Here is a 23,155-nt window from a genome sequence, read left to right on the forward strand (position 1 = left end):
GGCGAAGGACAAGAGACCGAAGCGACCCTGCGGACGCAAGGGAGAGCGCGCTGAAAGCCTGGTAAGGCGATCTGTACCTGAAGTATGGTCTGGTGTATGGCGACCAAGAAGGTAACGGTGACGATCCCTGAGGAGCTCCTTGACGAGATCCGCGCGGATGCGGCCGAACGGGGCCTGTCGGCGTACGTCGCCGAGGCGTTGCGCTTCAAGCGCGACCGGGACAGGTTGCTGGAACTGGTGAACTGGCTGGGGGAGGAGTACGGCCCGGTCACCGACGAGGAGCGCGCGGCGGCGATCGAGGATCTGGAAGATCTCGACGCTGAGCACGAGCGCCGCCGCGCCGGGGGAAAGCGCGACGCCGGAGAGACTGCGTGAGCAAGCCGAGCAGTGAGCACGGGCAGGCGCCGCTGCGTATCTTCGTACTCGACTGCGAAGCCTTGTCCCTGGCCGTCCGGGGCGACCGGAAGATGATCGCTTGGCTGGACCTGGCGGCTCGGGGCCAAGCGGAGGTGGTGACGTCTCCGATGACGGTGGTCGAGGCGTTCGACGGCAGGATCACCGAGCAGCGCTGGGACTGGGTGCTGTCCCGGCTCGATGTCGCCGACATCGGGAAAGATCAGGCCCGTCAGGCCCGCCGGCTCCTGGCCGATGCCAAGCTGCACGGCCACAAGTACGCGATCGACGCTGTGCTCGCCGTCATCGCACGACAGCAGAAGGGGCAGGTCACCGTCTTCACCTCGGATGCGGACGACCTGGAGAAGCTGGTCCCGGACTCGATCGTCGTCAAGAAGGTGTGACGTCCGCCGCAAGGTGATCGTGCTTGTCACCGGAAATTTCGCCGTTATTGGCCCATTATCGGATTTCGGTCCTTACCATAATGCCCGCGGTGATCACCGGTGAAAGTCTCCGGTGCGGACACCGCCGGGAGTCTCACGTGCGAAAGATCGCAGCCACCACCCTCGCCCTCCTCATCCCCCTGGCCGGAGCCGGCCCGGCTCGGGCCGAAGCCGAAGCCGCGCCCGACCGGTCCCAGGTGGTCATCATCGGCCACCGCGGCGCGGCGGGTCACCGCCCCGAGCACACGCAGGGCGGTTACGAGCTGGCCGTGGCCATGGGCGCCGACTGGATCGAGCCCGACCTGGTGCCGACCAAGGACCACGTGCTGGTCGTCCGGCACGAGAACGAGATCTCCGGCACCACCGACGTGTCGCTGCGTCCCGAGTTCGCCGCGCGCAAGACCACCAAGGTCGTCGACGGGCGCAACGTGACCGGGTGGTTCACCGAGGACTTCACGCTGGCCGAGCTGAAGACGCTGCGCGCGGTCGAGCGACTGCCCGCGATCCGCCAGCGCAACACCGTGTACAACGGCTACTACCAGGTGCTCACCTTCCAGGAGGTGCTCGACCTGGCCAAGCGGCTCTCGCACCAGTACGGCAAGCAGGTCGGCGTCTTTCCCGAGACCAAGCACCCGACCTACTTCAGGTCGATCGGGCTGCCGCTGGAGGAGCCGCTGATCGAGACCGTCAAGCGCAACGGGCTCAACCGGCCGAACAGTCCGGTCGTGGTGCAGTCGTTCGAGCCGTCCAGCCTGAAGCGGGTGGCCAAGGACCTGCGCGTGCCCCTGTGGCAGGCCCTGGGCACCACCGGCCAGCCGTACGATCTGACCGCGGCCGGAGACCCGACGACCTACGCGGACATGATGAAGCCCGAAGGGCTGGCGAAGATCGCGCAGTACGCGCAGTGGATCGGGCCGGACAAGTCATCGGTGATCCCGATCAACCCGGACGGCAGCTCGGGCACCCCGACGACGCTGGTCTCCGACGCGCACAAGGCGAGACTGAAGATCGGCGTGTACACCTTCCGCAGCGAGAACCAGTATCTGCCCCTGCAGCTGCGCCGCGGTCAGGTCCCGACCGACCACGGTGACGCGCTGGCGGAGTATCGCGCGCACCTGGACCAGGGCGTGGACGCCTTCGTCGCCGACTATCCCGACACCGCCGCTCTGGCGAAGGCCGAGCGGGGTCAGCCGCACAAGCAGGTGCAGCCGAAGCAGTTCGACAACGGCCTGCCGGAAGAGGGTCAGGAGTAGCTGGGCAAGGAGTCTTCCTCGGCGCGGCCGGGAACGGTGGCGCCGAGGAGGGCCAGGCAGTTCGTCCACAGGGCGTCGAGGTGCTGGGTGTTGTTGTAGAGCTTGGCGAAGAGCACCTGGCCTTCGAGCTGGGCGACGACGGATCGCGCGGCCTCGTGGGTGTCGGCGACGGTGGCCTCTCCGCGCTCCCGGGCTTCGGTGATGACCTTTTCCACCATGCCGACCTGCGCCTCGAAGATCTGCTGCAGGCGTTCGCGTAGGGCTTCCGTCTGGTTGCTCATCTCCAGGGTCAGGTTCCCGAAAAGACAGCCCGAGACGGTGCCGCAGCTCTGCTGCCCGGCGCGCTGGTCGGCTTCGGTGGCCTCGAACAGCTGCCGGAGCCGCTGGAGGGGCGGGTCATCGCTGCGCAGGATGCGGTTCCAGCCGCTGCGCTCCTCGGCCCAATGCTCGTCGATGACGGCCAGGGCGAGCTCCTCCTTGGAGTCGAAGAAGTAGTAGAAGCTACCCTTCGGCACGCCTGCCGCCTTGCAGATCTCGGCCACCCCTAGTGCCGAGTAGCCACGCAGCTCGATGAGTGTCTGCGCCGCGCTGAGGATCCTCTCCTTGGCATCACTGGTTCGTCCCATGTTGCCAGTGTACGACCGGTCGTCTACTTTTACTAGACCGGTCGACTACTCATCACGAAGGAAGCTACCATGACCGATCCGATGCGCGAGATCCTGAACCGCTGGAAGGCCGCTTTCGACGGCCGCCAGGTGGACGCGATGGCCGACCTGTTCACCTCGGACGCCCTCTTCCAGGGCTTCGGGCCCAAGGTCGTCACCGGCCGCGACGCGGTACGCGCCTACTACGACGCGGTGCCGGATGGCCGCACCGCCGAGGTCACCGTCCTGGGCACGTACACCATCGGCGAGGAGATGGCCGGCGGATTCGCGGACGTCACCTTCGGTGGCCCCAAGGGCTGGGAAGTGGCGGTGCACCTTTCGCTGGTCCTTCGGCGTGATCAGGGCACGTGGCGGATTCGCCAGTACCACGTGTCCAAGGTCATCACGGAACATTGACGATTGTCGACCGGTCGTCTATGTTAATAGACGACCGGTCGGCTAGTAATCAGTCCACAAGCACAAAGAAGGTCATCATGAAGGTCGCAGTCATCACCGGTGCGTCGCAGGGCCTCGGTGCCGGGTTCGTCGCCGCCTACCGCAAGCTCGGCTATGGCGTCGTCGCCACCTCGCGCACGATCGCCCCCGTCAACGACGCCGACGTTGTAACCGTCCAGGGTGACATCGCCGACCCGGCCACCGCCGAGCGCGTCATCGCCGCCGCCGTCGAGCGTTTCGGCCGGGTCGACACTCTGATCAACAACGCCGGGATCTTCGTCGCCAAGCCCTTCACCGAGTACACCGCCGACGACTACGCGACCGTGACCGGCATCAACCTGACCGGGTTCTTCCGCATCACCCAGCTGGCCATTCCGCACATGCTGGCTCAGGGCGGCGGCCACATCGTCAACATCACCACCAGCCTGGTCGACAACGCCGACTCCAGGGTCCCCGCCGCGCTGGCCTCGCTGACGAAGGGTGGCCTGCAGTCCGTCACCAAGGGCCTCGCCATCGAGTACGCGACCCGCGGCGTCCGCGTCAACGCCGTCGCGCCGGGCACGATCAAGACCCCGATGCACCCCGAGGAGTCCCACCAGGTCCTCGCCGGCCTGCACCCGGTCGGGCGGATGGGCGAGGTGAGCGACATCGTCGACGCGGTGGTCTACCTCGAGAACGCCCCGTTCGTCACCGGCGAGATCCTGCACGTCGACGGTGGCATGAGCGCCGGCCACTGACCGCGTGACCGCACTTCCGCGGGGTCTGTGACGGGTGCTCGCGGTCGTGCTGGTTGCCGGCGCATTTACACCATGGACAACATTTCGTCAGGCGGTTAGGTTCGCTGCAGATGACAACGATGTCAGTCCCGGTCCCTCCAGCAAGGAGCAGCGATCGCTGATGGTGTCACGACGTACTTTCCTCTGGGCGAACGGCGTGGTCCTCGCGGCCGGCGGTCTCGGGATCACGCTTCCCGAGCCTGCCGCCGCCACAACCCGTACTGCTCTCCTACCGAACTTCGGCCGTCCCACCCGGCTCGACGTCGCCGACGTCAGCGCGCTCCACGGAAACGACCAGCTGCTGCTGACCACCCTCCAGGGAATCGTCAACCGGCGGCAGCCCCGCCTCTACTTCAACTACGACAGCGCCGGCTACGACCTCCGCTGGCTGTCCAGCACCGGCGCTGCCGTGACGCGCCACGACCGGCCGCTCGACCTCGTGGCCCGCTACAAGAACGAGGTACGCGGCGCGATCGTGCACGATCCCGCGGTGCCCGACTCCGTGAACGTCGCCACCACGCTGGCCGGGCTGGAGAACGCCGTCGCCGCCACCGCCGAGCAGGCCGGCCGGTACGGCCTCAGAATCATCACCGACCTGCGCGGCCGCTTCAAAGCCGACGACGTTCTGGGGACGTATCGGTGGCAGCTCGACAACCTCTTCCCCCGCTGCACGCACGCGCTGCTCACCGGACTCCCGCCGACCAGGACGGCGCGGGTGGACGGCGTTCAGTGGCGGGAGGTCGCCCATGAGAGCGAGCGCATCCGTGACGCCTCCAACCGGGCCGTACGCAGCTTCGACCTGAGCCAGGAGCTCTCCGGCCAGGACGGCGTGTACCTGCGTTTCCAGGATTCCCTCGGCGACGACGGCTGGGGCGCCTCGGTCGGCTCGGTGAAGGTGAAGGCCGACGGCAAGGAGATCGTGTCCTTCATCCCGGGCACGGACGCCGAGGCCCCCTATCTGTTCGACGGCCTCAACTCCTCCATCGGCGGGGACGCCAACCGTTTCTCCGACGGTGGCGGCTATTTCATCTACCGATTCACCGCGCCGGCCGGCACCCAGCAGCTCCTGGTCGAGGTCGACCTGTGGAACCAATACCTGGTCACCGCCGCCACCACCGCGCCCACGCGCGTGGAGCCCTTCCCGTATTTCCGCGACTACGCGGCGGCGATGCGCGCGATGGTGTTCTGGCTGCCGCCCTCGGGCGCGACGGGGACGTTACTCGACGAGATCTTCAGCAAGGTGAAGCCCACCACCCCTTATACGGGCTGGTTCTCCAACGACGTGGCGGGCGAATGGGGCGGCGTGGACCGCGCCTCGCAGCACGCCGTGGAAGTGGTGCCCGCCGACTATTACATGAACGCCACCGTGCACGCGGGCGTCCCCGCGAAGGTCTCCAACCGCGTACGCCCGAGACCGGCGGCCACCCTGCGCAACCGCGTCTACCTCACCCTCACTTTCGGCGAGGGCGACAACATCCAGTACTGCCAGCGCAGAATGCGCGAACTCTGGGACGACCCGAAACGCGGCGGCGTGCCGGTGAACTGGACCGTCAGCCCCCTGCTGGCCGACATCGGCCCCGCACTCCTGGCGCACTACCAGCGCACGGCCACCGCCAACGACCTGCTGATCTCCGGCCCCTCCGGCGCGGGCTACACCTATCCGGGCTCGTGGCCCGCGAAGGACGTGGACGCCTACACCGAACTCAGCGGACGCTTCCTGCGTGAGACCGGCATGGACCTGGTCTACGCCTACAACTACCGCAACCCGGAGAACACCGGCTGGGTGGCGTTCGACGAGCGCATCGTCGGCTCGTACCGAAAGAACACCCCGTTACGCGGCATCATCCAGTCGTGGGAAAGCGGCGACCTGCTGACCCGCCCGGCCGGCATTCCGCTGATCGGCAATTTCTCCCCGCAGGGAAAAGCCCAGGAGTATCGCGACACACTGCTGAAGCACATCGAGGGCTGGGACGGGAAGTCACCACTGTTCATCGCCGGCGCGATCAACGCGTGGAACTGGACGCCGTCCGACGTCGCCGAGCTCGGCGCCCTGCTCACCGACCCCTTTGAGATCGTCCGCGGCGACACCTTCTTCAAACTGCTGAACGACGCGGCACTTTAACGTTTGGCCCCCAACGCCTTGACGGCGTACGCGGCCGTGCGGTCCACGGCGCCGTATCCGGCCTGCGGACCCCAGTAGTCCACGGAAACCAAGAGGTTCGTCAGGCAGAACACCGTCCCGGAACGGTGGAACCCCGGGCGTATATCAGGAGCGCTGCGCGCGTAGGAGAACGTACGGTACCCGGCCGTTCGAGAGGACCGGAACTTGGTCTTCGGAAAGTTCAGCTTCTCGTCCTTCATCGGGGTCACCGCGCCGTCGAAGTTCGCCTTGCAGTTCTTGACCGTGGGGACGCGATACGTGGTGAGCGTGATCATCGCGCTGTCGGGGCTCGACCATTGGCAGCGCGCGGTGGAGCGGAGCGTGAGCTTCGCCGAACCGCTGAGTACCGTGCCTGCCTGCGTGTTGCTCAGCAGCTTGCAGGTCTTGGGCTGGGTGCGGAACAGTTTCACGGCCGCGGGCGAAGGGGCGGAGGAGGTGGAGCCGGTCGATGGCAGCGTCTTCAAGCCGGGATGCTGGGGCACGCCACGCATGTTCAGCCAGATCATCAGCCCCGCCACGACGCAGAGCGCCGCGGCGGCGGCCGCGCCGCCCATCAGGGCGATCCGGCGCCTCTTCACGGGGCGCGGCCGGCCACGCGGGACCGTCGGCACGGACTCGGGCACGTCGCCCCGCGCGACGTCCCGCAGCCAGACGGCCGCCTGCTCGGGAGTGCAGCGCTGGGCCGGATCCTTCTCCAGCAGCGCGGCCAGGACGGGCGCGAGCGGCCCCGCCAGGCGGGCGGGCGCGGGCTCATGAAGCAGTACGGCCGCCATCACCGCGGCCGAGTTCATGCCGGAGAAGGCCGAACTGCCCTCCACCACCGTGTACAGGGTGGCGCCGAGCGACCACAGGTCGGCCGCCGGGCCGTCGGCCTCGCCGCGCAGCCGCTCGGGAGCGATGTAGCCCGGCGAGCCGTTGAGCAGGCCGGTCTGAGTCAGGGCCACGTCCCCGGCGAGGGTGGCGATCCCGAAGTCGGTGAGCAGAACGCGCCCGTCCTGGGTGATCAGCACGTTGCCGGGCTTGACGTCACGATGCAGCACACCCATGGAGTGCGCGGCCGTCAGGGCGTCGAGCACGTGCTGCCCCACCCATGCCGTCCGGCTGGGGGAGGTCGGCCCGTCCTGGCGGACGATCTGGTCGAGCGAGCGGCCGTTGATCAGCTCCATCACGATCCATGGCCGGCCGCCGTCCATGACGACGTCGAGGACGGTGACGATCGACGGATGGGAGCGCAGCCGCGCCGCGGCCCGGGCCTCACGCAGGGTGCGCTCGGTCAGCTCCGCGCGGGCGGCCTGATCGAGCTCCGGCGGCAGGCGTACCTCCTTGACGGCGACTTCTTGCCGCAGCAGCTCGTCGACGGCCCGCCAGACAGTGCCCATACCGCCCTGGCCCAGAGGCGACAGCAGGCGGTAGCGGTTCGCGATGACGGTCACGTCGGGTCGGGGGCGGCGATCGGCGCCGTCCGCTCGTGAGCTAATCGGGTCTCCATCTTCATCTGCTCCTCCTCAGCTGAAGATCGGCATTCTACGGGTTCGTCCGCTTGGCCGCCGTCGTGGATGGACAGGAGGATCACCGGGCATGGCGGCAGCGCCCCTTCCGGAGAACCCGCGGATTAAAAGTCGACACAATTGATGCCGGGCAACGCCCGCGCATAGTTAATTTTGTGGTGCGAGGCGATAATGTCCCTTTTAAAGGTCCACCCCGAATCCTCGTCAATCGGGCAATCGGCCCGATCTATCTCAGGGCCCGCCCGGCTAGGCGCAGCGGCTGCGCGACAACTGATGCTCAAGTGAATTGCCGTGGAATCGTCAGTCGGACGAAAAGGCACCACGCTTGGTGATTGGTCTGGTACGGGAAGTCCGCGACTCGCCCACCTTGGAACTGATCCAGGCGTCAAGCAGACTGTCAAGCCCTGGTGTCATCGCCGATTCTTATAGATACTTGCCGGAGGAATTCCGCTTGTGGCGCTAAATGCCTGGGAGTGAAAGGTATGCCGCGCTGGGTGACGGAGGTTCGGCCAGTTTGGGGTTGTTGACCCGGTCAGGGTCGTCTTTCGGGGATGGCTGATCATGATGATGCCAAAGGCGGCGAGAGCGCGGTGCCGGTAAACGTTTCAAGCGCCGCGAGTGCTTCCATGACCACTCGTGAGTGTCCGGCGGGGTTAGCGGGGCGCGGGCGCGAGCTGGTCCTGTTCGACGAAATCCTCGACGAGGCGAGCCCGGCCATACGCGCGGTCCAGATCAGCGGCGACCCTTTCGTGGGCAAGACCAGTCTGTTGCACGAGCTGATCCGCAAGGCGCGCGAGCGCCGTTTCACCGTGGTGGAGGGTAAGGCCAAAGGCGGCCCGCTGGCCCTGCTCACCGACGCGTTCGATCCGGTGCTGGCGGATCTCTCTCCAAACGGGTTCAGCGTGGAGGAGGTGGCCCAGCTGGCGCGGATCTCGCCGGCTCTGGGCGAGCCGGCGCGCTCGGAGGACATGTACGGCCTGTGTCACGCGATGCGGATCCTCCTGGACCGGCTGGCCGGATCGGTGGGGCTGCTGCTCGCGCTCGACGACGTGCACCGGGCCGACACCCAGTCGCTGGCCATGATCGACTACCTGTTGCGGCACCCGCCCGACACGCGGGTGATCTTCGCCCTCGCCTACCGGACCTCCACCGGGGGCACCCGCATCACCTCGATGCTGCGGCAGGCCGGGCACCGCCATCTTGTGCCGATCGAGGTCAAACCGCTCAGCGACACCGACGTGGAACGGATCCTGCCGTCCGGGCTCGACCCCATCCACCGGCACCTGGTCTCGCGCGACGCCCTCGGCAATCCCGGGCTGCTCCAGTCGATGGTGCAGGGCGGCGTGGAGCAGGCATATCCCGACGTACGGTTCTACGCGGCGGACGACCTGGTCAGAGGGACACCGCCCGCCATACCCGACCCGTCCATCTTCGACTTCAGCGCGCTGTCGGCACTCGCCTGGCGGGTGGCGTGCGCCGCGGCGATCAACGGCGACCTCTTCGAGCCCTCCGTCGTGGCCGCGATCGGGAACATGGGGGAGGATGACGTCCTCGCCGGCATCGACGAGCTCCAAAGAGAGGGCATCGTCAGTACGGCCGGCCTCACCGGAAGGCTCCGCTTCCACCATCCCATCACCCGCGCGCTCATCTATCACGCGGCGGATGGCGGCTGGTCGTACGGTGTCAAACGGCGCACCCTCGACATGCCGGCCGGGCACCGGCCCTCGCCGGTCACCATCGCCTCCTGCATCGAGCAGACGACGGCGCAGCCGGCCGAACGGCACGAGGCGCTGGTCGAGGCGGCCAGGGCCACCCTGTTCACCTCGCCGGCCAGCTCGGCGCGGTGGATGCGCAACGCGCTGAGCCGGTGCGCGGACACCGAGTGCCGCCTGCTGCTCGGCAAGGCCCTGACCATAATGGGGCGACTGGACGAGAGCCGAGTGGTGCTGACCGCGGCCTGGCCGCACCTGGACGAGCTGACCCCGGAGGCGCGGGCCGACGCCGTGGAGTGGTGCATGCGTACGCACCGGCTGCTCGGCAGGCACGCCTTCGCCATGGACCTGGCGGGGGAGGCGTTCAGCAAGCAGGTTCGCGAGGTCGGCGTGCTGCTGGAGAGCGCCGCCACGCTCGTGGACTCGAGCCAGGCCGCCGAGGTGGATTCCGAGACGATGCTGCACCCGGCGCTCACTCATCCCGACCCGCTCGTCCAGTGCGCGGCGCTGAGCATCCTGGCCGACGCGAGCCTGCGTACGCACTGCGAGGGCGCGGCGGCACTGTACGCGACCGAGGCCGGGGTGCTCGTCGACGCGTTCACCGACGAGCAACTCGCCGCCAAGACGGAGCTGCTGCACCGGCTCGGCACGACAGAGATGCGCCTGGGTTGGGAGCAATCGGCCCTGGCCCACCTGGAGCGCGGATTCCAGCTGGCCTCCAGCCGGGGGCAGCTGTTCCTGTTCGAGCAGTTCGCCAGGGGGCTTGAGCGGGCGCATCGGAGCCAGGGCGCGGACGGCCTCGCCGACCGGTTCAGCCGCCTCGGCGCCCAGCTCGCCGGTGACAACGGATTCACCCATGGCCACGATCGCGGGATGGCGGTGGAGATCGAACTGGACGCCGCGATGGAGACCGTCAGAGCGAAGATCGCCGCCGACACCCCGGTCACGGACGACAAGCTGAGCATGTTGAGTTCGCGCGAGGCCGAGGTCGCCGTGCTGGTCAGCACCGGCTGCACCAACCAGCAGATAGCCCGCCGGCTCCGGCTGAGCCACAAGACCGTCGAGACCTACCTCAGCCGAATCTTCAAGAAGCTGGAAATCTACTCCCGCGCTCAGATCGCGCACATCGTCGGCCAGGAAGGCGCCCGGTAGCTCACGTCTCGAGCCGGGTCCAGATGCAGGCGGACGAGGCCAGTGGCGCTCTCGCCGGTCGGCCGTACAGCGCGGTCGTCGTGATCATGGTCCGCGGTCTGCGCTCCACGAGCCGTCCGACCACGGTGAGGCGGTCGCCGGGCTCGGGAAGCCGGCGGATCCGCGCCGTCATCCACGTCAGCACAGCAGGCTGCTTCACCGGATCGCCGGTCCACCCGCCCGGGCAGTCCAGCACGCTCCAGACGATCTCCTCGGGAACCGTCCCGGCCGGGGTCCAGGTGCAGGCCACGGTGTCGGCTTGCCCGGTGACCCGCCCCGGGGTCAGCATCAGCCCCTCGTCCTCGCGCGTCACTCCGCAGACGAAGCAGCTCGGGAAGGGGTGAGCGGCGTGCCCCGGGTAACGTCCTTCGGCCGCCGCCACAGCCGCCGAAGGAGGCTGCGCGGGCGGCGCGATGCGCATCGAGGTGGGCGACGCGCTCGCGATCAGCTCCTCGCCGTCCCACAGCGACACGCGGCGCGGTGCGACCCGTACATCGAGGTCCCGCTCCAACGGCGGCGGCAGGTGCAGGCTGACCGCGACTCTCTCTCCCAGGTACGGCATGGCACGCGCGGCGAGGACGCCGCAGGCGTACCCTCCATGGGCCGTCGTGGGGGGACCGTTGAACCGGCGTGGGATCGAAAGGTTGATGGTCGCACCTCCACCAGGGATGCTGACGGCTCCCGCCGCCGGCCCGAAGTCGGGACCATCCCTGACAGGGCATGCGACAGGCTCGGGAAGCAGGCGTCCAGGACCCGGCACGCACCGGATTCGCCGAGCACATTCCGCGGCCCGGCCCCGTACGTCCGGAGTTCACCGGACTGGTGACGGTCGTCGGCCCGCCTGTCTACTGACACGGTCGCCTGCAGATCGGAGGGCCGAGCGTGTCCGATGAGGCATTTGTGGCGGAGACCTCTCTGGCACAGCGCAGCCTGTGGTTCCTCAACGAACTCGACCCGACGCAGCCGGTCTTCAACATCAGCGGCGTCATGCGGATCCGCGGCCCCCTGGACACGGCGCTCCTGGAACGCGCGCTCAACGTGGTCGTCGACCGGCACGAGATGCTGCGTACCGTCTTCGAGGTGGAGGACGGCGTCCCCGTTCAGGTGATCCTGCCCGGCATGCCCGTGACCGTCCCCGTGCGCGAGGTCGCACCGGAGGACGTCGAGTCGTCCGTCCGCGCCGAGGTGACCCGGCCGTTCGACCTGGCCGCGGGCCCGCTGCTGCGGATGACCGTGCTGCGCGTGGCTCCCGACGAGCACGTCGCGGTGCTGGTGATGCACCACATCGTCACTGACGGCTGGTCCAACGCCATCCTGTTCAGGGAACTGGCCGACAGCTACGCGGCGCTCGCCGCGGGACGGCGGCCGGAGCTCGGCGACCTGCCCGTCCAGTACGCCGACTACGCGCAGTGGGAGCTGGACAACCTCCGCGGGGAGCGGCTGGAAAAGCTCGTCGACTACTGGTCGGACCGACTGGCGGGAGTGGCGCCGCTGCGCCTGGCGGGCGACCGCGAGACGCCCCGAGAGCCGTCCTTCCACGGTGACACCGTCATGTTCGACATCCCGGCCTCGGTGGTCTCCGATCTGGAGCGGCTGGCGAAGGAGCGCGGCGCCACCGTCTTCATGGTGTTGCTGGCGGCCTACCAGGTGCTCCTGCACCGGCACTCGGGGCAGCACGACGTCGCCGTGGCCTGTCCGGTCGCCAACCGCGGACAGACGGGGACCGAGGGCCTGATCGGGCTGTTCGTCAACGCGCTGGTCATGCGCGGCGACCTGTCCGGCGACCCGGCTTTCCTGAAGCTGCTCGACCACGTCAAAGAGGTGTGCGCCGGCGCGATCCGCCATCAGGACCTGCCGTTCGGCAAGCTGGTGGAGCTGTTGAAGCCACAGCGGCACGTGGGTCCCGGCACCCCGCTCGCGCAGGTCATGTTCGTGCTGCAGAACATCCCCAGCGAGCCGTGGCACGCGGGTGAGCTGACCCTGGAGCCGACGTGGGTGCCGACCGGCACCGCCAAGTACGCCTTGGCCCTCAACGTCGAACCGGCGGGATCCGGCTACCTGGGCGTCCTGGAGTACAGCACCGACCTGTTCAGCCGGGCCGGAGCGGAGCGCCTCACCAGGCAGTTCGTGACACTGCTCCGCGGACTGACCGCCGATCCCGAGCAGCCGATCTCCCGGCTCCCCCTGCTGACGGAAGAGGAGCGCGCGGCGGCCGCCCGATCGGGCGTGGTGGCGAAGGGTGAGTTCACGCCCGCGCACGAGCTGGTCGAGGCGCGCGCCGCGGCGGACCCGGACGCTCCAGCGGTGATCCAGGGTGCCGGCCGTGTCTCCTACGGCGAGCTGGTCTCGTGGAGCCGCCAGATAGCCCGTCGCCTGCGGGCCGCCGGGCTGCGGGCCGAGACTCCCGTCGCCGTGTCGCTCGGCCGTTCGGCGGAGTTGGTAGCCGCTTATCTGGGGATTCTGCAGGCGGGTGGCGTCATCGCACCGCTCGCCGCACACGCCTCCACCGAGTTGCTCCAGCGAACCGGGGCCGCTTACGTGATCAGACCGGCGGGACGCGGTGCCCCACGACCGGCGATCACCGTGACGACCGCGGACGGCGCGGAACTCCCACAGCCAGGCCCGGACGTGGCCATCCTGCCGAGCCAGTTGGTGTGCGGGACGGACACCCACGCGGGGCTCGCGGCGCTGTGCCGGACGCCGGAGTGGCAGGCCGGAGAGCGGTGGCTGTGCCTCGCCCCGGTGGAGTCCGCCTGGCGCGACGTCCTGCCGATCCTCGCCGCCGGCGCGACCTTGGTCCTGCCGCAGGGCGAACCCGCCTTCGCGGAGGCTCTGGCGGCCGTCGCGGAAGCCGACGTGACCGGCCTGGCCGTGCCGGCGAGCGTCCTGCCGGACCTGGCGGCCGCCGGGACGGGTGTCGTGCCCGGCTCAGTGCTGCGGATCGTCCTGGACGGCGGCCCGGCGGCCTGGGCGGTGGCCAGGCGCCTGTGGGCGGGCCGGCCGGTGGAGCTCATCCAGCTGTATCGGCCGGAGGGCGGCTGCGCCGTGCACGCCGTCAGAAGACGGTCGCCGTCCGGCGACGAGAACGGAGACACGGCCGGCGTACGAGTGCTCGACCCCTGGCTGGAACCGGTGCCGGAAGGCATGCCGGGAGAGGTGTACCTCGCCGGTCCCGCCCTGGGACGTGGGCGGGAGGACGCGGCGTCGACGGCGGCCTGCTTCGTTCCCGACCCGTTCGCGGAACACCCGGGCGGGCGGCTGCGGCGTACCGGTGACCGTGCCCGGCTCAGGGACGGGCGGTTGGAGCTGCTCGGCCGCTTCGACCGCGTGGTCGACCTGGACGGCTACCCGGTGCCCACCGACGAGATCGAGACCGTGCTGATGGGGCATCGCGACGTCGCCGACTGCGCCGTCGGCGTACGGCCCGGGGAACTCGTCGCCTATGTCGTGCTCACGCCCACCGGCCAGAGCAGCCTCGGCGACCTGCGCAGACACGTTCTGACTCGGCTGCCGGCGCCCATGGTGCCAGGCAGGTGGGCCATGGTCGGCGCCATCGCGCGCGATCCCTCAGGAGACGTCCGCTGGAGCGACCTGCCCGACGTCGGCGAGCTGCAGACCGGCAGCATCGCGCCCAGGACCCCCATCGAGCAGGAGATCGCCACCATCGTGGCCGACCTGCTCGGCCTGCCCGAGGTGGGCATGGACGACAACTTCCTGGAGCTCGGCGGGCACTCGCTGCTCGCCGTACAGCTGGTCTCCCGCGCGCGTGACGCGTTCGGGGCCGACCTGCCGCTGAGGCTGCTCTACGCGCCGGACGCCACGCTCGAGGCCTTCGCCAGGCACCTGTTCGAGGAACTGGCGCGGGCCGAGGAGGTCGATGCCGCGCTATGAGCATCGACTTCGAAGAGCGGGCCAGGCTGGAGGCCAGGCTGCTGAGCCGCGCCTCCGCCCGGCGCCCGGCGCGGATCCCGGCACTCGAACGGACCGGGGGCGTGCAGCGCTTTCCCGCGTCACCGTCGCAGGAGGGCATGTACGCCGAGGTGCTCGCCGAGCCGGAGCTGGCCTCCATCATCCTGGGCGGGATCCGCCTGCGCGGCCACCTGGACGTGGCGGCGCTGGAGCGGGCCCTGACCGCGCTCGTGGCCAGGCACGAGACCCTGCGCACCGTCTTCGAGGCCGGCCAGGCGGGGCTCAGCCAGGTCGTGCTGCCGCCGGGGCCGGGCCGGATCCCCGTCCAGGACGTCGAGCTGGCCGACTTCCCCGCGCTGACCTGGGCGGAGGTCGACACCCCGGTGGATCTGGAGCGGGGGCCGCTGTTCCGGCTGCGGCTGCTGCGGCTGGCCGAGGACGACCACATCGCCATGCTGCTGATCCACCACATCATCGGCGACGCCCGCGCGCTCGAGGTCTTCGTCCGCGACCTGGTGATCGGCTACCTCGCGGCCCGCTCGGGCGGCGAAGCCGGCCTTCCGCCGCTGCCGGTGCAGTACGCCGACTTCGCGACCTGGTACCGGCGACACCTGGCGGGACCCCGCGGCGACCAACTGCTCGGCTACTGGACCGAACGGCTCGCCGGCGCCGAACCGGCCCGGATCCCCACGGACCTGACCCCAACGGAACACTCGATCAGCGGCCACACCGCCTACTTCCCGATCCCGCCCGAACTGCTGGCCAAGGTGACCGAGACGGCCAGGACACACCGGGTCACCCTGTTCATGCTCGGCTGCGCCGCCTTCATGGTGCAGCTGGCCAGGTACTCGGGGCAGCGTGACATCAGCGTGCGGGCGCCGATCAGCTACCGGGACCGGCTGGAGGTGGAAGACCTGATCGCCGACTTCTCCAACGACATCGTCTTCCGCCAGGACCTGTCGGCCGATCCCACCTTCACGCAGCTGCTCGCCCAGGTACGCGAGGCCGCCACCAGCGACTTCGCCCACCATGACCTGCCACCGCATCTGCTGGCCGACGAGCTGGGCGACCCCGGGCTGCTCGCGAGGCTGTTCCACGTGCAGTTCACCACCGAGAGCGAGCCCGACGTCGACCTGCCCACCGGTGACCTCGCGGTCGAGCTGATGCCGCCGCCGTGGCAGTACGCCTTCCGCCCGCTGGCCGTACGGATCAGGACACGCGGCAGGCAGGCCGTGCTGGTGATGACCTACCGCACCGCGTTGTTCTCGCCTGAGCGCATAGCCGACCTCGCGGCCGACTACCTCGATCTGCTGGCGGAGCTGATCGCCGGCCAGGACCTCCCCGTCTTCGACGGTCGCCGGCGGGGGCGGGTGTCGTGATCATCCCGCGCGGGGGCGAACCGCGGCACGTCAGGGTCGCCGTGCTCGACGAGCAGGACAGAGTGCTGCTGGTACGGCACGCGCGCCCCGCCGAGCCGGCCTTCTGGTCCCTGCCCGGCCGGCCGCTGCGGGCCGGCGAGTCCGCGGTCGACGGCTGCCTGCGGCTGCTCGGCGAGCTGGGCCTGACCGCGTCTCCGGCAGGGGCGCCCCTCCGGCGTACCGTGACCTTCGAGCGGTCCGGCGAGCTGGTCAGGCACGAGCAGGACATCGTCCTGTGCCGCTGCGGCGCGGGACGACGGTCGCCGGGCGAGGGCGGCCGCTGGTGGCCGCCGGCCGCACTGCCGTCGGGCGAGGGCGACCGCTGGTGGCCGCTGGCCGCGCTGCCGTCGGCGACCGAGCCCGTCTACCCGCGGGATCTGGCCGACCTGGTACGCGAGTGGATGCCCGGCGTGTCGGGGGTTCCCCGGACTCGCACCCCCTCGGCGGCCTCTGAAGAGTCCCAGGTGTACCGCCACGGATCGGAAAGGCGAGCAGGGGAAATGGACGCGTTGCGACATGCCGCCCATGAGCTCTCCCAGGACGGCAACCACGTCATGGGATCGGCCGGGCTGTCGGAGCTGCTGGGCGCCAGGCCACCGGACTGGCAGCGCTTCGCCCGCCACTGGGAGGAACTCATCCTCGACACCTACATGCGCGATGGCGGCACCTACCGCTACCGGCGCTTCGGTCAGTACGACCTCGACACCGGAACACGCACCCTGACCCGGCTCCCGCACACCAGCTACCGGCAGGAGCTGTCCGTCAACACCCTCAACGGCGGAATCGACCGCAAGTTCGAGCCGCTCACCGACGGCTTCGCGACCGACCCGTTGCTCGAGCCCCTGATCTGGGTCCTGGGCGACGTCGTGAGCGCGGTCGAGGGGATCGATCGCTGGTGCGTCCAGGTGCATCCGTTCCGCATCATCACCAGCGCGGAGCAGGTGGGCAAGCCGGCGCCGCAGGGCCGCCACCGCGATGGCGTCACGTTCGTGACCTCCCTGCTGGTCAACCGCATCAACATCGTCGGCGGCGAGAGCTCGGTCCACACCGACGACGGCGAAGTGCTGCGCGTCGTGACGCTCGAACAGCCAGGTGACCAGCTCGTCCTGGACGATCGCCGCCTCCAGCACTACGTCACGCCGATCGAGCCGCTCGACCCCCAGCGGTTCGCCGCCCGAGACGTCCTCATCGTCGACTTCGTCCCACCCGCCGACGCGACCAAAGGGCAGCCATGACCGAGATCGCGGTACTGACCAACGATCTGCAGTTCGACCTGGTGAACAAGAACAAGGAGCGGCAGGCGGCGGTCGAGGCGGCCGCCCCGGCTTTCATCCGGTTCCTCGACGAGATGCGCGGACGCGGCCACGCGATCTTCCATCTGCAGCTCATCAACCTGGCCGACGATCCCGACGCCGAACGCTACGACGGCGTGCTGCCCGTGCAGAAAGGCACGCCGGGCGCGGAGATCCTGCCGCGGTTCCTGGCCGAGAAGGACCAGGTCGTCGAGAAGAACAAGGACAGCGGCTTCTACGGCACCGACCTGCATGACCGGCTCCAGGCGCTCGGGGTCACCACGGTCGTGATCACCGGCATGCAGACCCAGATCTGCGTGCAGACCACCGCGGCCGACGCCTTCTTCCGCGGCTACAACGTCTGGGTCCCCTCCGACTGCGTCATGTCCGCCCGCGCGGAGGACCGCGATCGCGCCCTGGAGTGGCTGGCCGGCTACTGCGCGACCGTGACCGACGCCGGCGAACTGCTGCGGACCCTGGACCAGCAGGGGCATCTGCCACGCAAGGTCCAGATCACGCCGTGACGCACGGCGCCTGGGTGAAGTCAGCGGCCGAGCCCGACACCGATCAGCGGATCGTCCTCGACCACGGCACCGGTGCCCGGCTGAGCCGCGAGCTGGTCGACCTGATCGTCGAGGTGCTCGGCGACGCCTACGCGGGAGAGCTGGAGGACAGCGCCGAGCTGGCGGTCGAGGGCGCCCGGCTGGCGGTCACCACGGACTCTTTCGTGGTGGACCCGCCCTTTTTCGGCAACGGCGACATCGGGAAGATCGCGGTCTGCGGGACGGTCAACGATCTGGCGGTCATCGGGGCGGCTCCGCGCTACCTGACGCTCGCCATGATCATCGAGTCGGGCCTGCCGTTCGGCAAGCTGATCCGCGTGCTGGAGTCGGTCCGCGAGACCGCGCGTGAGGCCGGAGTACGCGTGGTGGCCGGCGACACCAAGGTGGTCAGGACCGGCGAAGCCGACCAGATCTACCTGAACACCACAGGCGTCGGCTTCCTGCACCGCCCCTCGATGCGCATGACCGATGTACGGCCCGGCGATCGGGTGTTGCTGAGCGGCCACATCGCCGACCACACCGTCCACCTGCTGTCCATCAGGGAGGGACTCGGCTTCGAAGAGCGGGTGCCCAGCGACTGCGCGCCGCTGAACGGTCTCGTCGAGGCCGTGCTGGACGCGGTCCCCGCCGGGGACGTCCGCTCGATCAGGGACGTGACGCGTGGCGGGCTGTCGGCGGTGCTGCACGAGTACGCGCTCCGGCTGGCGGCGCGCATCCGGATCGAGGAGACGGCGCTGCCCGTGCGCTTCGAGACCAGGATGGCGACCGAGATGCTCGGCATCGACCCGGTCAACTGCGCCAACGAGGGCTGTCTGTGCCTGTTCGTCGCCCCGCGCAGCGCCGACGCCGTGCTGGAGATCCTCCGCTCGCACAAGTACGGCACGGCCGCGGCGCAGATCGGCGAGGTGGCCGAGCCGCGGGGAGCGCGGGTGGAGATCGTCAGGCCCGACGGCCGGGTCGCCGAGCTGGAGGATCTCCAGGGCGCCGAGCTGCCGAGGTTGTGCTAGATGACCGCGCAGTTGTCCTCCACGGCCACCACGCTCAGGCGATGGCGGATCCGGGTCAACGGGGTCGTCCAAGGCGTCGGGTACCGGCCCTTCGTCTACAACCTGGCCCGGTCGGAAGGGCTGTCGGGCTGGGCGCTCAACGATCCACGCGGCGTGCTCGTCGAGGCGGAGGGAGAGGAGCAGGCCCTGGCGCGCTTCGCCACCGCGCTGCGCGAGCAGGCCCCCGTCCTGGCGCGGGTCGTCCAGGTGTCGGTCGAGCACCTTACGCCCACGGGCGAGCAGGACGGCGGCTTCGAGATCCGGCACAGCAACGGAGAGGGCAGGGCCGCGACGATCGTCCCCGCCGACGCCCACGTCTGCGACGAGTGCCTGCGCGAGCTGTTCGACCCGGCCGACCGCCGCCACCGCTACCCGTTCATCAACTGCACCAACTGCGGCCCGCGCTACTCGCTGATCCGCTCCCTGCCCTATGACCGGGAGCGGACCACGATGGCAGCCTTCGCCATGTGCGCCGACTGCCGCGGCGAATACGAGGATCCCGCCGACCGCCGCTACCACGCGCAGCCGATCGCCTGTCCCGCCTGCGGGCCGGCTCTGACCCTCTCGGGACCCGATGGCGAGGCCGGATCCGGCGAGGAGGCGTTGCGCCTGGCCGCGATGGCTCTGGCGGCCGGCCGGATCGTCGCCATCAAGAGTGTCGGCGGCTTCCATCTGGCCGCCGACGCCCGCGACGCCGACGCGGTCCGGCGGTTGCGCGCGCGCAAGAAGCGCGACGCCAAGCCGTTCGCGATCATGGTGCGGGACCTGGCGGCGGTGGCGGGGATCGCGGAGGTCACCGCGGACGAGGCCGAGCTGATGACCTCGCCTGCCCGCCCGATCGTCCTGGTCAGAAAGCTGCCGGGCGCCCTGCCGGAGGAGCTGGCCCCCAGCAACCCCAACCTCGGGGTGATGCTGCCGTCGGCGCCGCTGCACTGGCTGGTGCTCGACGAGTCCGGCCTCGACGTCATGGTGATGACCAGCGGGAACGTCTCGGGCCTGCCGATCGCCTATCGCGATCGTGACGCGCTCGACCAGCTCTTCGAGGTCGCCGACCTCATCCTGCACCACGACAGGGAGATCGAGACCCGGGTGGACGACTCGGTGGTGCGCTGCTCCACCCATCCGGACCTCGACCGGTCCGTGATCACGTTCATCCGCAGGTCACGCGGCTACGCGCCGTATCCGGTGCACCTGAGCGCCCCGGCGGCGGCCATCATGGCCTACGGCGCCGAGCTGAAGACCACCGTCGCCGTCGCCGACGGCGCCAGGGTCTATCTCAGCCAGCACATCGGCGATCTGAAGAACGAGCAGACCTTCGCCTCCCACGGCCGAACGGCGGAGCACCTGGCCCGGTTGCACCAGGTGACCCCCGCGTACGCGGCCTGCGACCTGCACCCGGGTTTCCGCTCGACGCGCAGGGCGCTCGAGCTGTTCGGTTCCAGGGCGTTGCGCGTGCAGCACCACCACGCCCACATGGCCGCGTGCATGGCCGAGAACGGACTCGACGGCCCCACACTCGGGGTGATCTTCGACGGCGCCGGTTACGGCCCCGATGGCACCATCTGGGGCGGGGAGTTCCTGCTCGGCGACTACGCGGCCGTTCAGCGGGTCGCCCATCTGCGGCGCCTTCCCCTGCTCGGCGGGGACAAGGCCGTGCTGGAACCGATCAGGACGGGGTTCGCGCTCGCCATGGCCGCGTTCGGGCGGCCGGAGGCGGCCGTCGAGGCGTTCCCCGTCCTCCGGCAGCTCGACGAACGGCAGCGCCACGTCTTCGCCACGATGGCCGAGCGGGGACTCAACTCGCCGCCGACCTCCAGCATGGGCCGGCTGTTCGACGGGGTCGCCGCGCTGGCCGGCGTGTGCTCGCGCGCCGAGTTCGAGGCCCAGGGCCCCATCGGGCTCGAAGGGCTCCTGGGCCGCGACCTCACCGTCGGCTCGCCGTACCCCTTCGAGCGCACGGAGCACGAAGGGGTGGGCGAGCTGGACTTCCGGCCGGCCGTACGAGGGCTCGCGGACGACCTGGCGGCCGGCGCGGCCCTGGCGGACCTGAGCAGGCGCTTCCACTCGGGGGTCGTGGCCGCCGTCGTCGAGGAGTGCACGGTGATCAGGCAGGCGTACGGCGTCGACCAGGTCGTGCTGTCCGGCGGGGTCTTCCTCAACGAGTTCATGCTGATCAACTGCCTGGTGGCGTTGCGCAGGGCGGGGTTCCGGGCCTGGTGCCATCGGCTGGTCCCGACCAACGACGGGGGCATCGCCCTCGGCCAGGTGATGGTGGCCAACGCCCGTCTGACCAGAGAGGTGGCCGAATGAGCGAACCGTCGATCGCCGACGTGTTGCGCCTGTTGCGGGACAACGAGCAGGAGGCGGGCCGCACCTTCAGCATGGTCCCCTCGGAGAACGCCATGTCCGGCCTGGCCAAGCTGCCGATGATGCTCGACGCCTACCACCGCTACTTCTTCAACGAGACGGAGGACCCGCAGAGCTGGCGCTTCCGCGGCGGCCAGCGCCTGGCCAAGCTGGAGACCCAGCTCGCGGGTCCGCTGCTGCGGCAGATGACCGGGGCCGCCCACGCCACCCTGCGACCGCTCAGCGGCCTTTCCGCCATGACCCTGGTGCTGGCCGCGCTAGGTGGGCCGCACGGCTCCACCGTCCTCACGATCGCGCCGGAGAACGGCGGTCACTACGCCACTCCCAGCATCGCGGCCCGCCTGGGGCTGAACGTGCGCTTCCTGCGCGGACCCGACCCGCATGAGCTGGACTACGAGCAGGTCGCGGCGCTGGTGGCGGAGGCCGCCCCGACGCTGGTCTACGTGGACCAGTCGCACTGCCTGTTCCCGATCGACGTCGCCGCGCTGGTCGCCGCCGTCAGATCCACCGGCCGTCCCACGCTGGTGCACGTGGACGTCAGCCACTGGCTGGGGCTGGTGCTCGGCGGAGTCTTCCCCAACCCGCTGCGCTGCGGCGCCGACAGCTTCGGCGGATCCACCCACAAGACCTTCCCGGGCCCGCAGAAGGCGGTCTTCACCACCAACAGGCAGGATCTGGCCGACCGCGTGCTGGAAGCCCAGGACTACCTCATCAGCAGCCACCACTTCGCCGCCACCATCAGCCTCGGGCTGGCGCTGAAGGAGTTCCGCGACTTCGGCGGCGACCGCTACGCCCGCGCGGTGGTCGACAACACCCACCGCTTCGGGGCGCGCGCCGCCGAGCTGGGACTCACGCTGGCGGCGGCCGATCGCGGCTACTCCGCCGGACACCAGCTGTGGATCGACATCGAGGCCGACGGCGTGCCCGCCATGGACGCCGGCGCCCGGCTGTACGAGGCGGGCCTGCGCGTCAACGCCATCCCCGACCTGCCCGGCTTCCAGGGATGGGCGCTCCGCGTCGGGCTGAACGAACCGACCTGGCGCGGCCTGGCCGGGCAGGAGATCGACGAGCTCGCCGAGATCTTCGTGCTCGCCGTACACGACAGAGCGAGCGCGGAGTCGCTGCGCGCCCGCGTCGCCAAACTGCGGCGCGGCTGCCGGGACCGGACCGGGTACGGCACGCCGGTCGAGCCGGGATCGCCGCTCTTCCGCCAGGCGCTGGCCCTGTGCGCGGCCGGCCTGCTCGACCTGCCCGATGGTGAGGCGGCGGCGCTCGACCTGTCGGAGCGGCTCGCGGCGGAGCTGGTATGAGCCGTCGGCCGGTGATCGGCATCGCCTCCTACCTGGAGCGCGCCCAGTGGAACATCTGGGACACGACCGCGGCGCTGGTGCCGCACTCCTACGTCCAGGGCATCCAGCGCGGCGGCGGCTGCGCCGTGATCCTGCCGCCTGACGGGGCGGACGCCGGCGTGCTCGACCGCCTGGACGGGCTGGTCCTGCCCGCGGGCGCCGACCTCGACCCCGCGCTGTACGGGGCCGAGGCGCACCCGTGCGGCGAGCCGCCGCACGCCGAGCGCGACGTCGCCGAGCTGGCCCTGCTGAGGGCCGCGCTGGCCGTGGACCTGCCGGTCCTGGGCGTGTGCAGGGGCATCCAGCTCCTGGCCGTCGCCTACGGCGGCAACCTGCACCAGCACCTGCCCGACCTGCTCGGACACACGCGGCACTGCCCTCGGACCGGGACGATGGGCAGTCATGAGGTGAAGTTCGCCGAGGGCAGCGCGCTCGCCGGGCTCCTCGGCGCGGCCGCGGTGGTGAACTCCCATCACCACCAGGCCGTCGCCGACCCCGGCGGCCTGACGGTGACCGGCTTCAGCGACGACGGCGTCGCCGAGGCCGTCGAGGACCCGGGCAAGCCGTTCGTCGTGGGCGTCCAATGGCATCCCGAACTGCTCGGCGACGACCGGCTCTTCGCCGCGCTGGTCCGAGCCGCGGCCACCTACCGTGCCAAGCTCAGCGAGGTGTGA

The 23,155-nt window shown here is 69.9% G+C and carries 19 protein-coding genes; 16 read left to right on the forward strand and 3 right to left on the reverse strand.

What is annotated here, in order from left to right; all coding sequences use genetic code 11:
* The first annotated feature begins 96 nt into the window (after positions 1–96).
* The 3 genes from KME78_RS07295 to KME78_RS07305 all read left to right on the forward strand — a co-directional run bounded on the left by KME78_RS07295 (position 97) and on the right by KME78_RS07305 (position 2,089).
* Positions 97–375 (forward strand): CopG family transcriptional regulator, encoded by a 279-nt coding sequence (locus KME78_RS07295; protein WP_219527995.1) that lies wholly within the window; start codon positions 97–99, stop codon positions 373–375.
* The gene (locus KME78_RS07300) at positions 372–797 is read left to right on the forward strand and encodes a hypothetical protein (RefSeq protein ID WP_308126836.1); all 426 of its coding nucleotides are present in this window, start codon (positions 372–374) and stop codon (positions 795–797) included. The genes KME78_RS07295 and KME78_RS07300 overlap by 4 nt, the downstream gene beginning before the upstream one ends.
* A gap of 137 nt (positions 798–934) precedes the next feature.
* A complete protein-coding gene (locus KME78_RS07305; RefSeq protein ID WP_308126837.1) occupies positions 935–2,089 on the forward strand; it encodes a glycerophosphodiester phosphodiesterase in 1,155 nt (384 codons plus the stop codon).
* On the opposite strand, the gene KME78_RS07310 is transcribed toward KME78_RS07305, so the two are convergent.
* Positions 2,080–2,715 (reverse strand): TetR/AcrR family transcriptional regulator, encoded by a 636-nt coding sequence (locus tag KME78_RS07310; RefSeq protein WP_219527997.1) that lies wholly within the window; start codon positions 2,713–2,715, stop codon positions 2,080–2,082. The genes KME78_RS07305 and KME78_RS07310 overlap by 10 nt on opposite strands.
* A 69-nt stretch (positions 2,716–2,784) precedes the next feature.
* Between KME78_RS07310 and KME78_RS07315 the strand changes: the two genes are divergently transcribed.
* The 3 genes from KME78_RS07315 (at position 2,785) to KME78_RS07325 (ending at position 6,087) form a co-directional block, all read left to right on the forward strand.
* On the forward strand, positions 2,785–3,150 hold the full coding sequence (locus tag KME78_RS07315; protein WP_219527998.1) for an SgcJ/EcaC family oxidoreductase: 366 nt from the start codon (positions 2,785–2,787) through the stop codon (positions 3,148–3,150).
* 77 nt (positions 3,151–3,227) lie between these two features.
* Positions 3,228–3,926 (forward strand): SDR family NAD(P)-dependent oxidoreductase, encoded by a 699-nt coding sequence (locus tag KME78_RS07320; RefSeq protein WP_219527999.1) that lies wholly within the window; start codon positions 3,228–3,230, stop codon positions 3,924–3,926.
* 160 nt (positions 3,927–4,086) lie between these two features.
* A complete protein-coding gene (locus tag KME78_RS07325) occupies positions 4,087–6,087 on the forward strand; it encodes a GxGYxYP domain-containing protein (RefSeq protein ID WP_219528000.1) in 2,001 nt (666 codons plus the stop codon).
* Here KME78_RS07325 and KME78_RS07330 read toward each other — a convergent pair.
* Positions 6,084–7,559 carry a serine/threonine-protein kinase gene (locus tag KME78_RS07330; RefSeq protein ID WP_219528001.1) on the reverse strand — a complete coding sequence of 492 codons (1,476 nt, stop codon included), beginning with the start codon at positions 7,557–7,559 and terminating at the stop codon, positions 6,084–6,086. The genes KME78_RS07325 and KME78_RS07330 overlap by 4 nt on opposite strands.
* A 701-nt stretch (positions 7,560–8,260) precedes the next feature.
* Between KME78_RS07330 and KME78_RS07335 the strand changes: the two genes are divergently transcribed.
* Positions 8,261–10,498: a helix-turn-helix transcriptional regulator gene (locus KME78_RS07335; protein WP_219528002.1), complete on the forward strand. Its 2,238-nt coding sequence runs from the start codon at positions 8,261–8,263 to the stop codon at positions 10,496–10,498.
* Position 10,499: 1 nt separating this feature from the next.
* Here the strand turns inward: KME78_RS07335 and KME78_RS07340 are convergent, their stop codons facing one another.
* Positions 10,500–11,099, reverse strand: coding sequence for a hypothetical protein (locus KME78_RS07340; protein WP_219528003.1), 600 nt, complete (start codon positions 11,097–11,099; stop codon positions 10,500–10,502).
* A gap of 158 nt (positions 11,100–11,257) precedes the next feature.
* Between KME78_RS07340 and KME78_RS65970 the strand changes: the two genes are divergently transcribed.
* The 9 genes from KME78_RS65970 to KME78_RS07380 are packed head-to-tail and all read left to right on the forward strand — an operon-like array spanning position 11,258 to position 23,155.
* On the forward strand, positions 11,258–11,389 hold the full coding sequence (locus KME78_RS65970; RefSeq protein ID WP_281428630.1) for a hypothetical protein: 132 nt from the start codon (positions 11,258–11,260) through the stop codon (positions 11,387–11,389).
* Between the two features lie 48 nt (positions 11,390–11,437).
* Positions 11,438–14,428: a condensation domain-containing protein gene (locus tag KME78_RS07345; protein WP_219528004.1), complete on the forward strand. Its 2,991-nt coding sequence runs from the start codon at positions 11,438–11,440 to the stop codon at positions 14,426–14,428.
* The gene (locus KME78_RS07350) at positions 14,425–15,825 is read left to right on the forward strand and encodes a condensation domain-containing protein (RefSeq protein WP_219528005.1); all 1,401 of its coding nucleotides are present in this window, start codon (positions 14,425–14,427) and stop codon (positions 15,823–15,825) included. Before KME78_RS07345 ends, KME78_RS07350 begins: the two co-directional genes overlap by 4 nt.
* Positions 15,822–17,099, forward strand: coding sequence for a 2OG-Fe dioxygenase family protein (locus KME78_RS67050; RefSeq protein WP_219528006.1), 1,278 nt, complete (start codon positions 15,822–15,824; stop codon positions 17,097–17,099). The genes KME78_RS07350 and KME78_RS67050 overlap by 4 nt, the downstream gene beginning before the upstream one ends.
* Entirely contained in the window at positions 17,096–17,680 is a 585-nt protein-coding gene (locus tag KME78_RS07360; RefSeq protein ID WP_219528007.1) for a cysteine hydrolase family protein, read from the forward strand. The genes KME78_RS67050 and KME78_RS07360 overlap by 4 nt, the downstream gene beginning before the upstream one ends.
* Complete coding sequence (hypE, locus tag KME78_RS07365) at positions 17,677–18,726, forward strand: hydrogenase expression/formation protein HypE (RefSeq protein WP_219528008.1); 1,050 nt, start codon at positions 17,677–17,679, stop codon at positions 18,724–18,726. Before KME78_RS07360 ends, hypE begins: the two co-directional genes overlap by 4 nt.
* Entirely contained in the window at positions 18,727–21,075 is a 2,349-nt protein-coding gene (hypF, locus tag KME78_RS07370; protein ID WP_219528009.1) for a carbamoyltransferase HypF, read from the forward strand.
* Complete coding sequence (locus tag KME78_RS07375) at positions 21,072–22,442, forward strand: PLP-dependent aminotransferase family protein (RefSeq protein ID WP_219528010.1); 1,371 nt, start codon at positions 21,072–21,074, stop codon at positions 22,440–22,442. The genes hypF and KME78_RS07375 overlap by 4 nt, the downstream gene beginning before the upstream one ends.
* Positions 22,439–23,155, forward strand: coding sequence for a gamma-glutamyl-gamma-aminobutyrate hydrolase family protein (locus KME78_RS07380; RefSeq protein WP_219528011.1), 717 nt, complete (start codon positions 22,439–22,441; stop codon positions 23,153–23,155). Before KME78_RS07375 ends, KME78_RS07380 begins: the two co-directional genes overlap by 4 nt.

It is taken from the genome of Nonomuraea guangzhouensis, from assembly GCF_019396345.1.
GTDB lineage: Bacteria > Actinomycetota > Actinomycetes > Streptosporangiales > Streptosporangiaceae > Nonomuraea > Nonomuraea guangzhouensis.

What these genes read in the sequence shown, in the direction of transcription:
- KME78_RS07350 (WP_219528005.1), top strand. Translation starts at nt 14,425, where the DNA reads ATGAGCATCGACTTCGAAGAGCGGGCCAGGCTGGAGGCCAGGCTGCTG.
- KME78_RS07360 (WP_219528007.1), top strand. Translation starts at nt 17,096, where the DNA reads ATGACCGAGATCGCGGTACTGACCAACGATCTGCAGTTCGACCTGGTG.
- KME78_RS07315 (WP_219527998.1), top strand. Translation starts at nt 2,785, where the DNA reads ATGACCGATCCGATGCGCGAGATCCTGAACCGCTGGAAGGCCGCTTTC.
- KME78_RS07380 (WP_219528011.1), top strand. Translation starts at nt 22,439, where the DNA reads ATGAGCCGTCGGCCGGTGATCGGCATCGCCTCCTACCTGGAGCGCGCC.
- KME78_RS07320 (WP_219527999.1), top strand. Translation starts at nt 3,228, where the DNA reads ATGAAGGTCGCAGTCATCACCGGTGCGTCGCAGGGCCTCGGTGCCGGG.
- KME78_RS07375 (WP_219528010.1), top strand. Translation starts at nt 21,072, where the DNA reads ATGAGCGAACCGTCGATCGCCGACGTGTTGCGCCTGTTGCGGGACAAC.
- KME78_RS07335 (WP_219528002.1), top strand. Translation starts at nt 8,261, where the DNA reads ATGACCACTCGTGAGTGTCCGGCGGGGTTAGCGGGGCGCGGGCGCGAG.
- hypF (WP_219528009.1), top strand. Translation starts at nt 18,727, where the DNA reads ATGACCGCGCAGTTGTCCTCCACGGCCACCACGCTCAGGCGATGGCGG.
- KME78_RS07295 (WP_219527995.1), top strand. Translation starts at nt 97, where the DNA reads ATGGCGACCAAGAAGGTAACGGTGACGATCCCTGAGGAGCTCCTTGAC.
- KME78_RS07325 (WP_219528000.1), top strand. Translation starts at nt 4,087, where the DNA reads ATGGTGTCACGACGTACTTTCCTCTGGGCGAACGGCGTGGTCCTCGCG.
- KME78_RS07340 (WP_219528003.1), bottom strand. Translation starts at nt 11,099, where the DNA reads ATGCCGTACCTGGGAGAGAGAGTCGCGGTCAGCCTGCACCTGCCGCCG.
- KME78_RS07310 (WP_219527997.1), bottom strand. Translation starts at nt 2,715, where the DNA reads ATGGGACGAACCAGTGATGCCAAGGAGAGGATCCTCAGCGCGGCGCAG.
- KME78_RS65970 (WP_281428630.1), top strand. Translation starts at nt 11,258, where the DNA reads ATGCGACAGGCTCGGGAAGCAGGCGTCCAGGACCCGGCACGCACCGGA.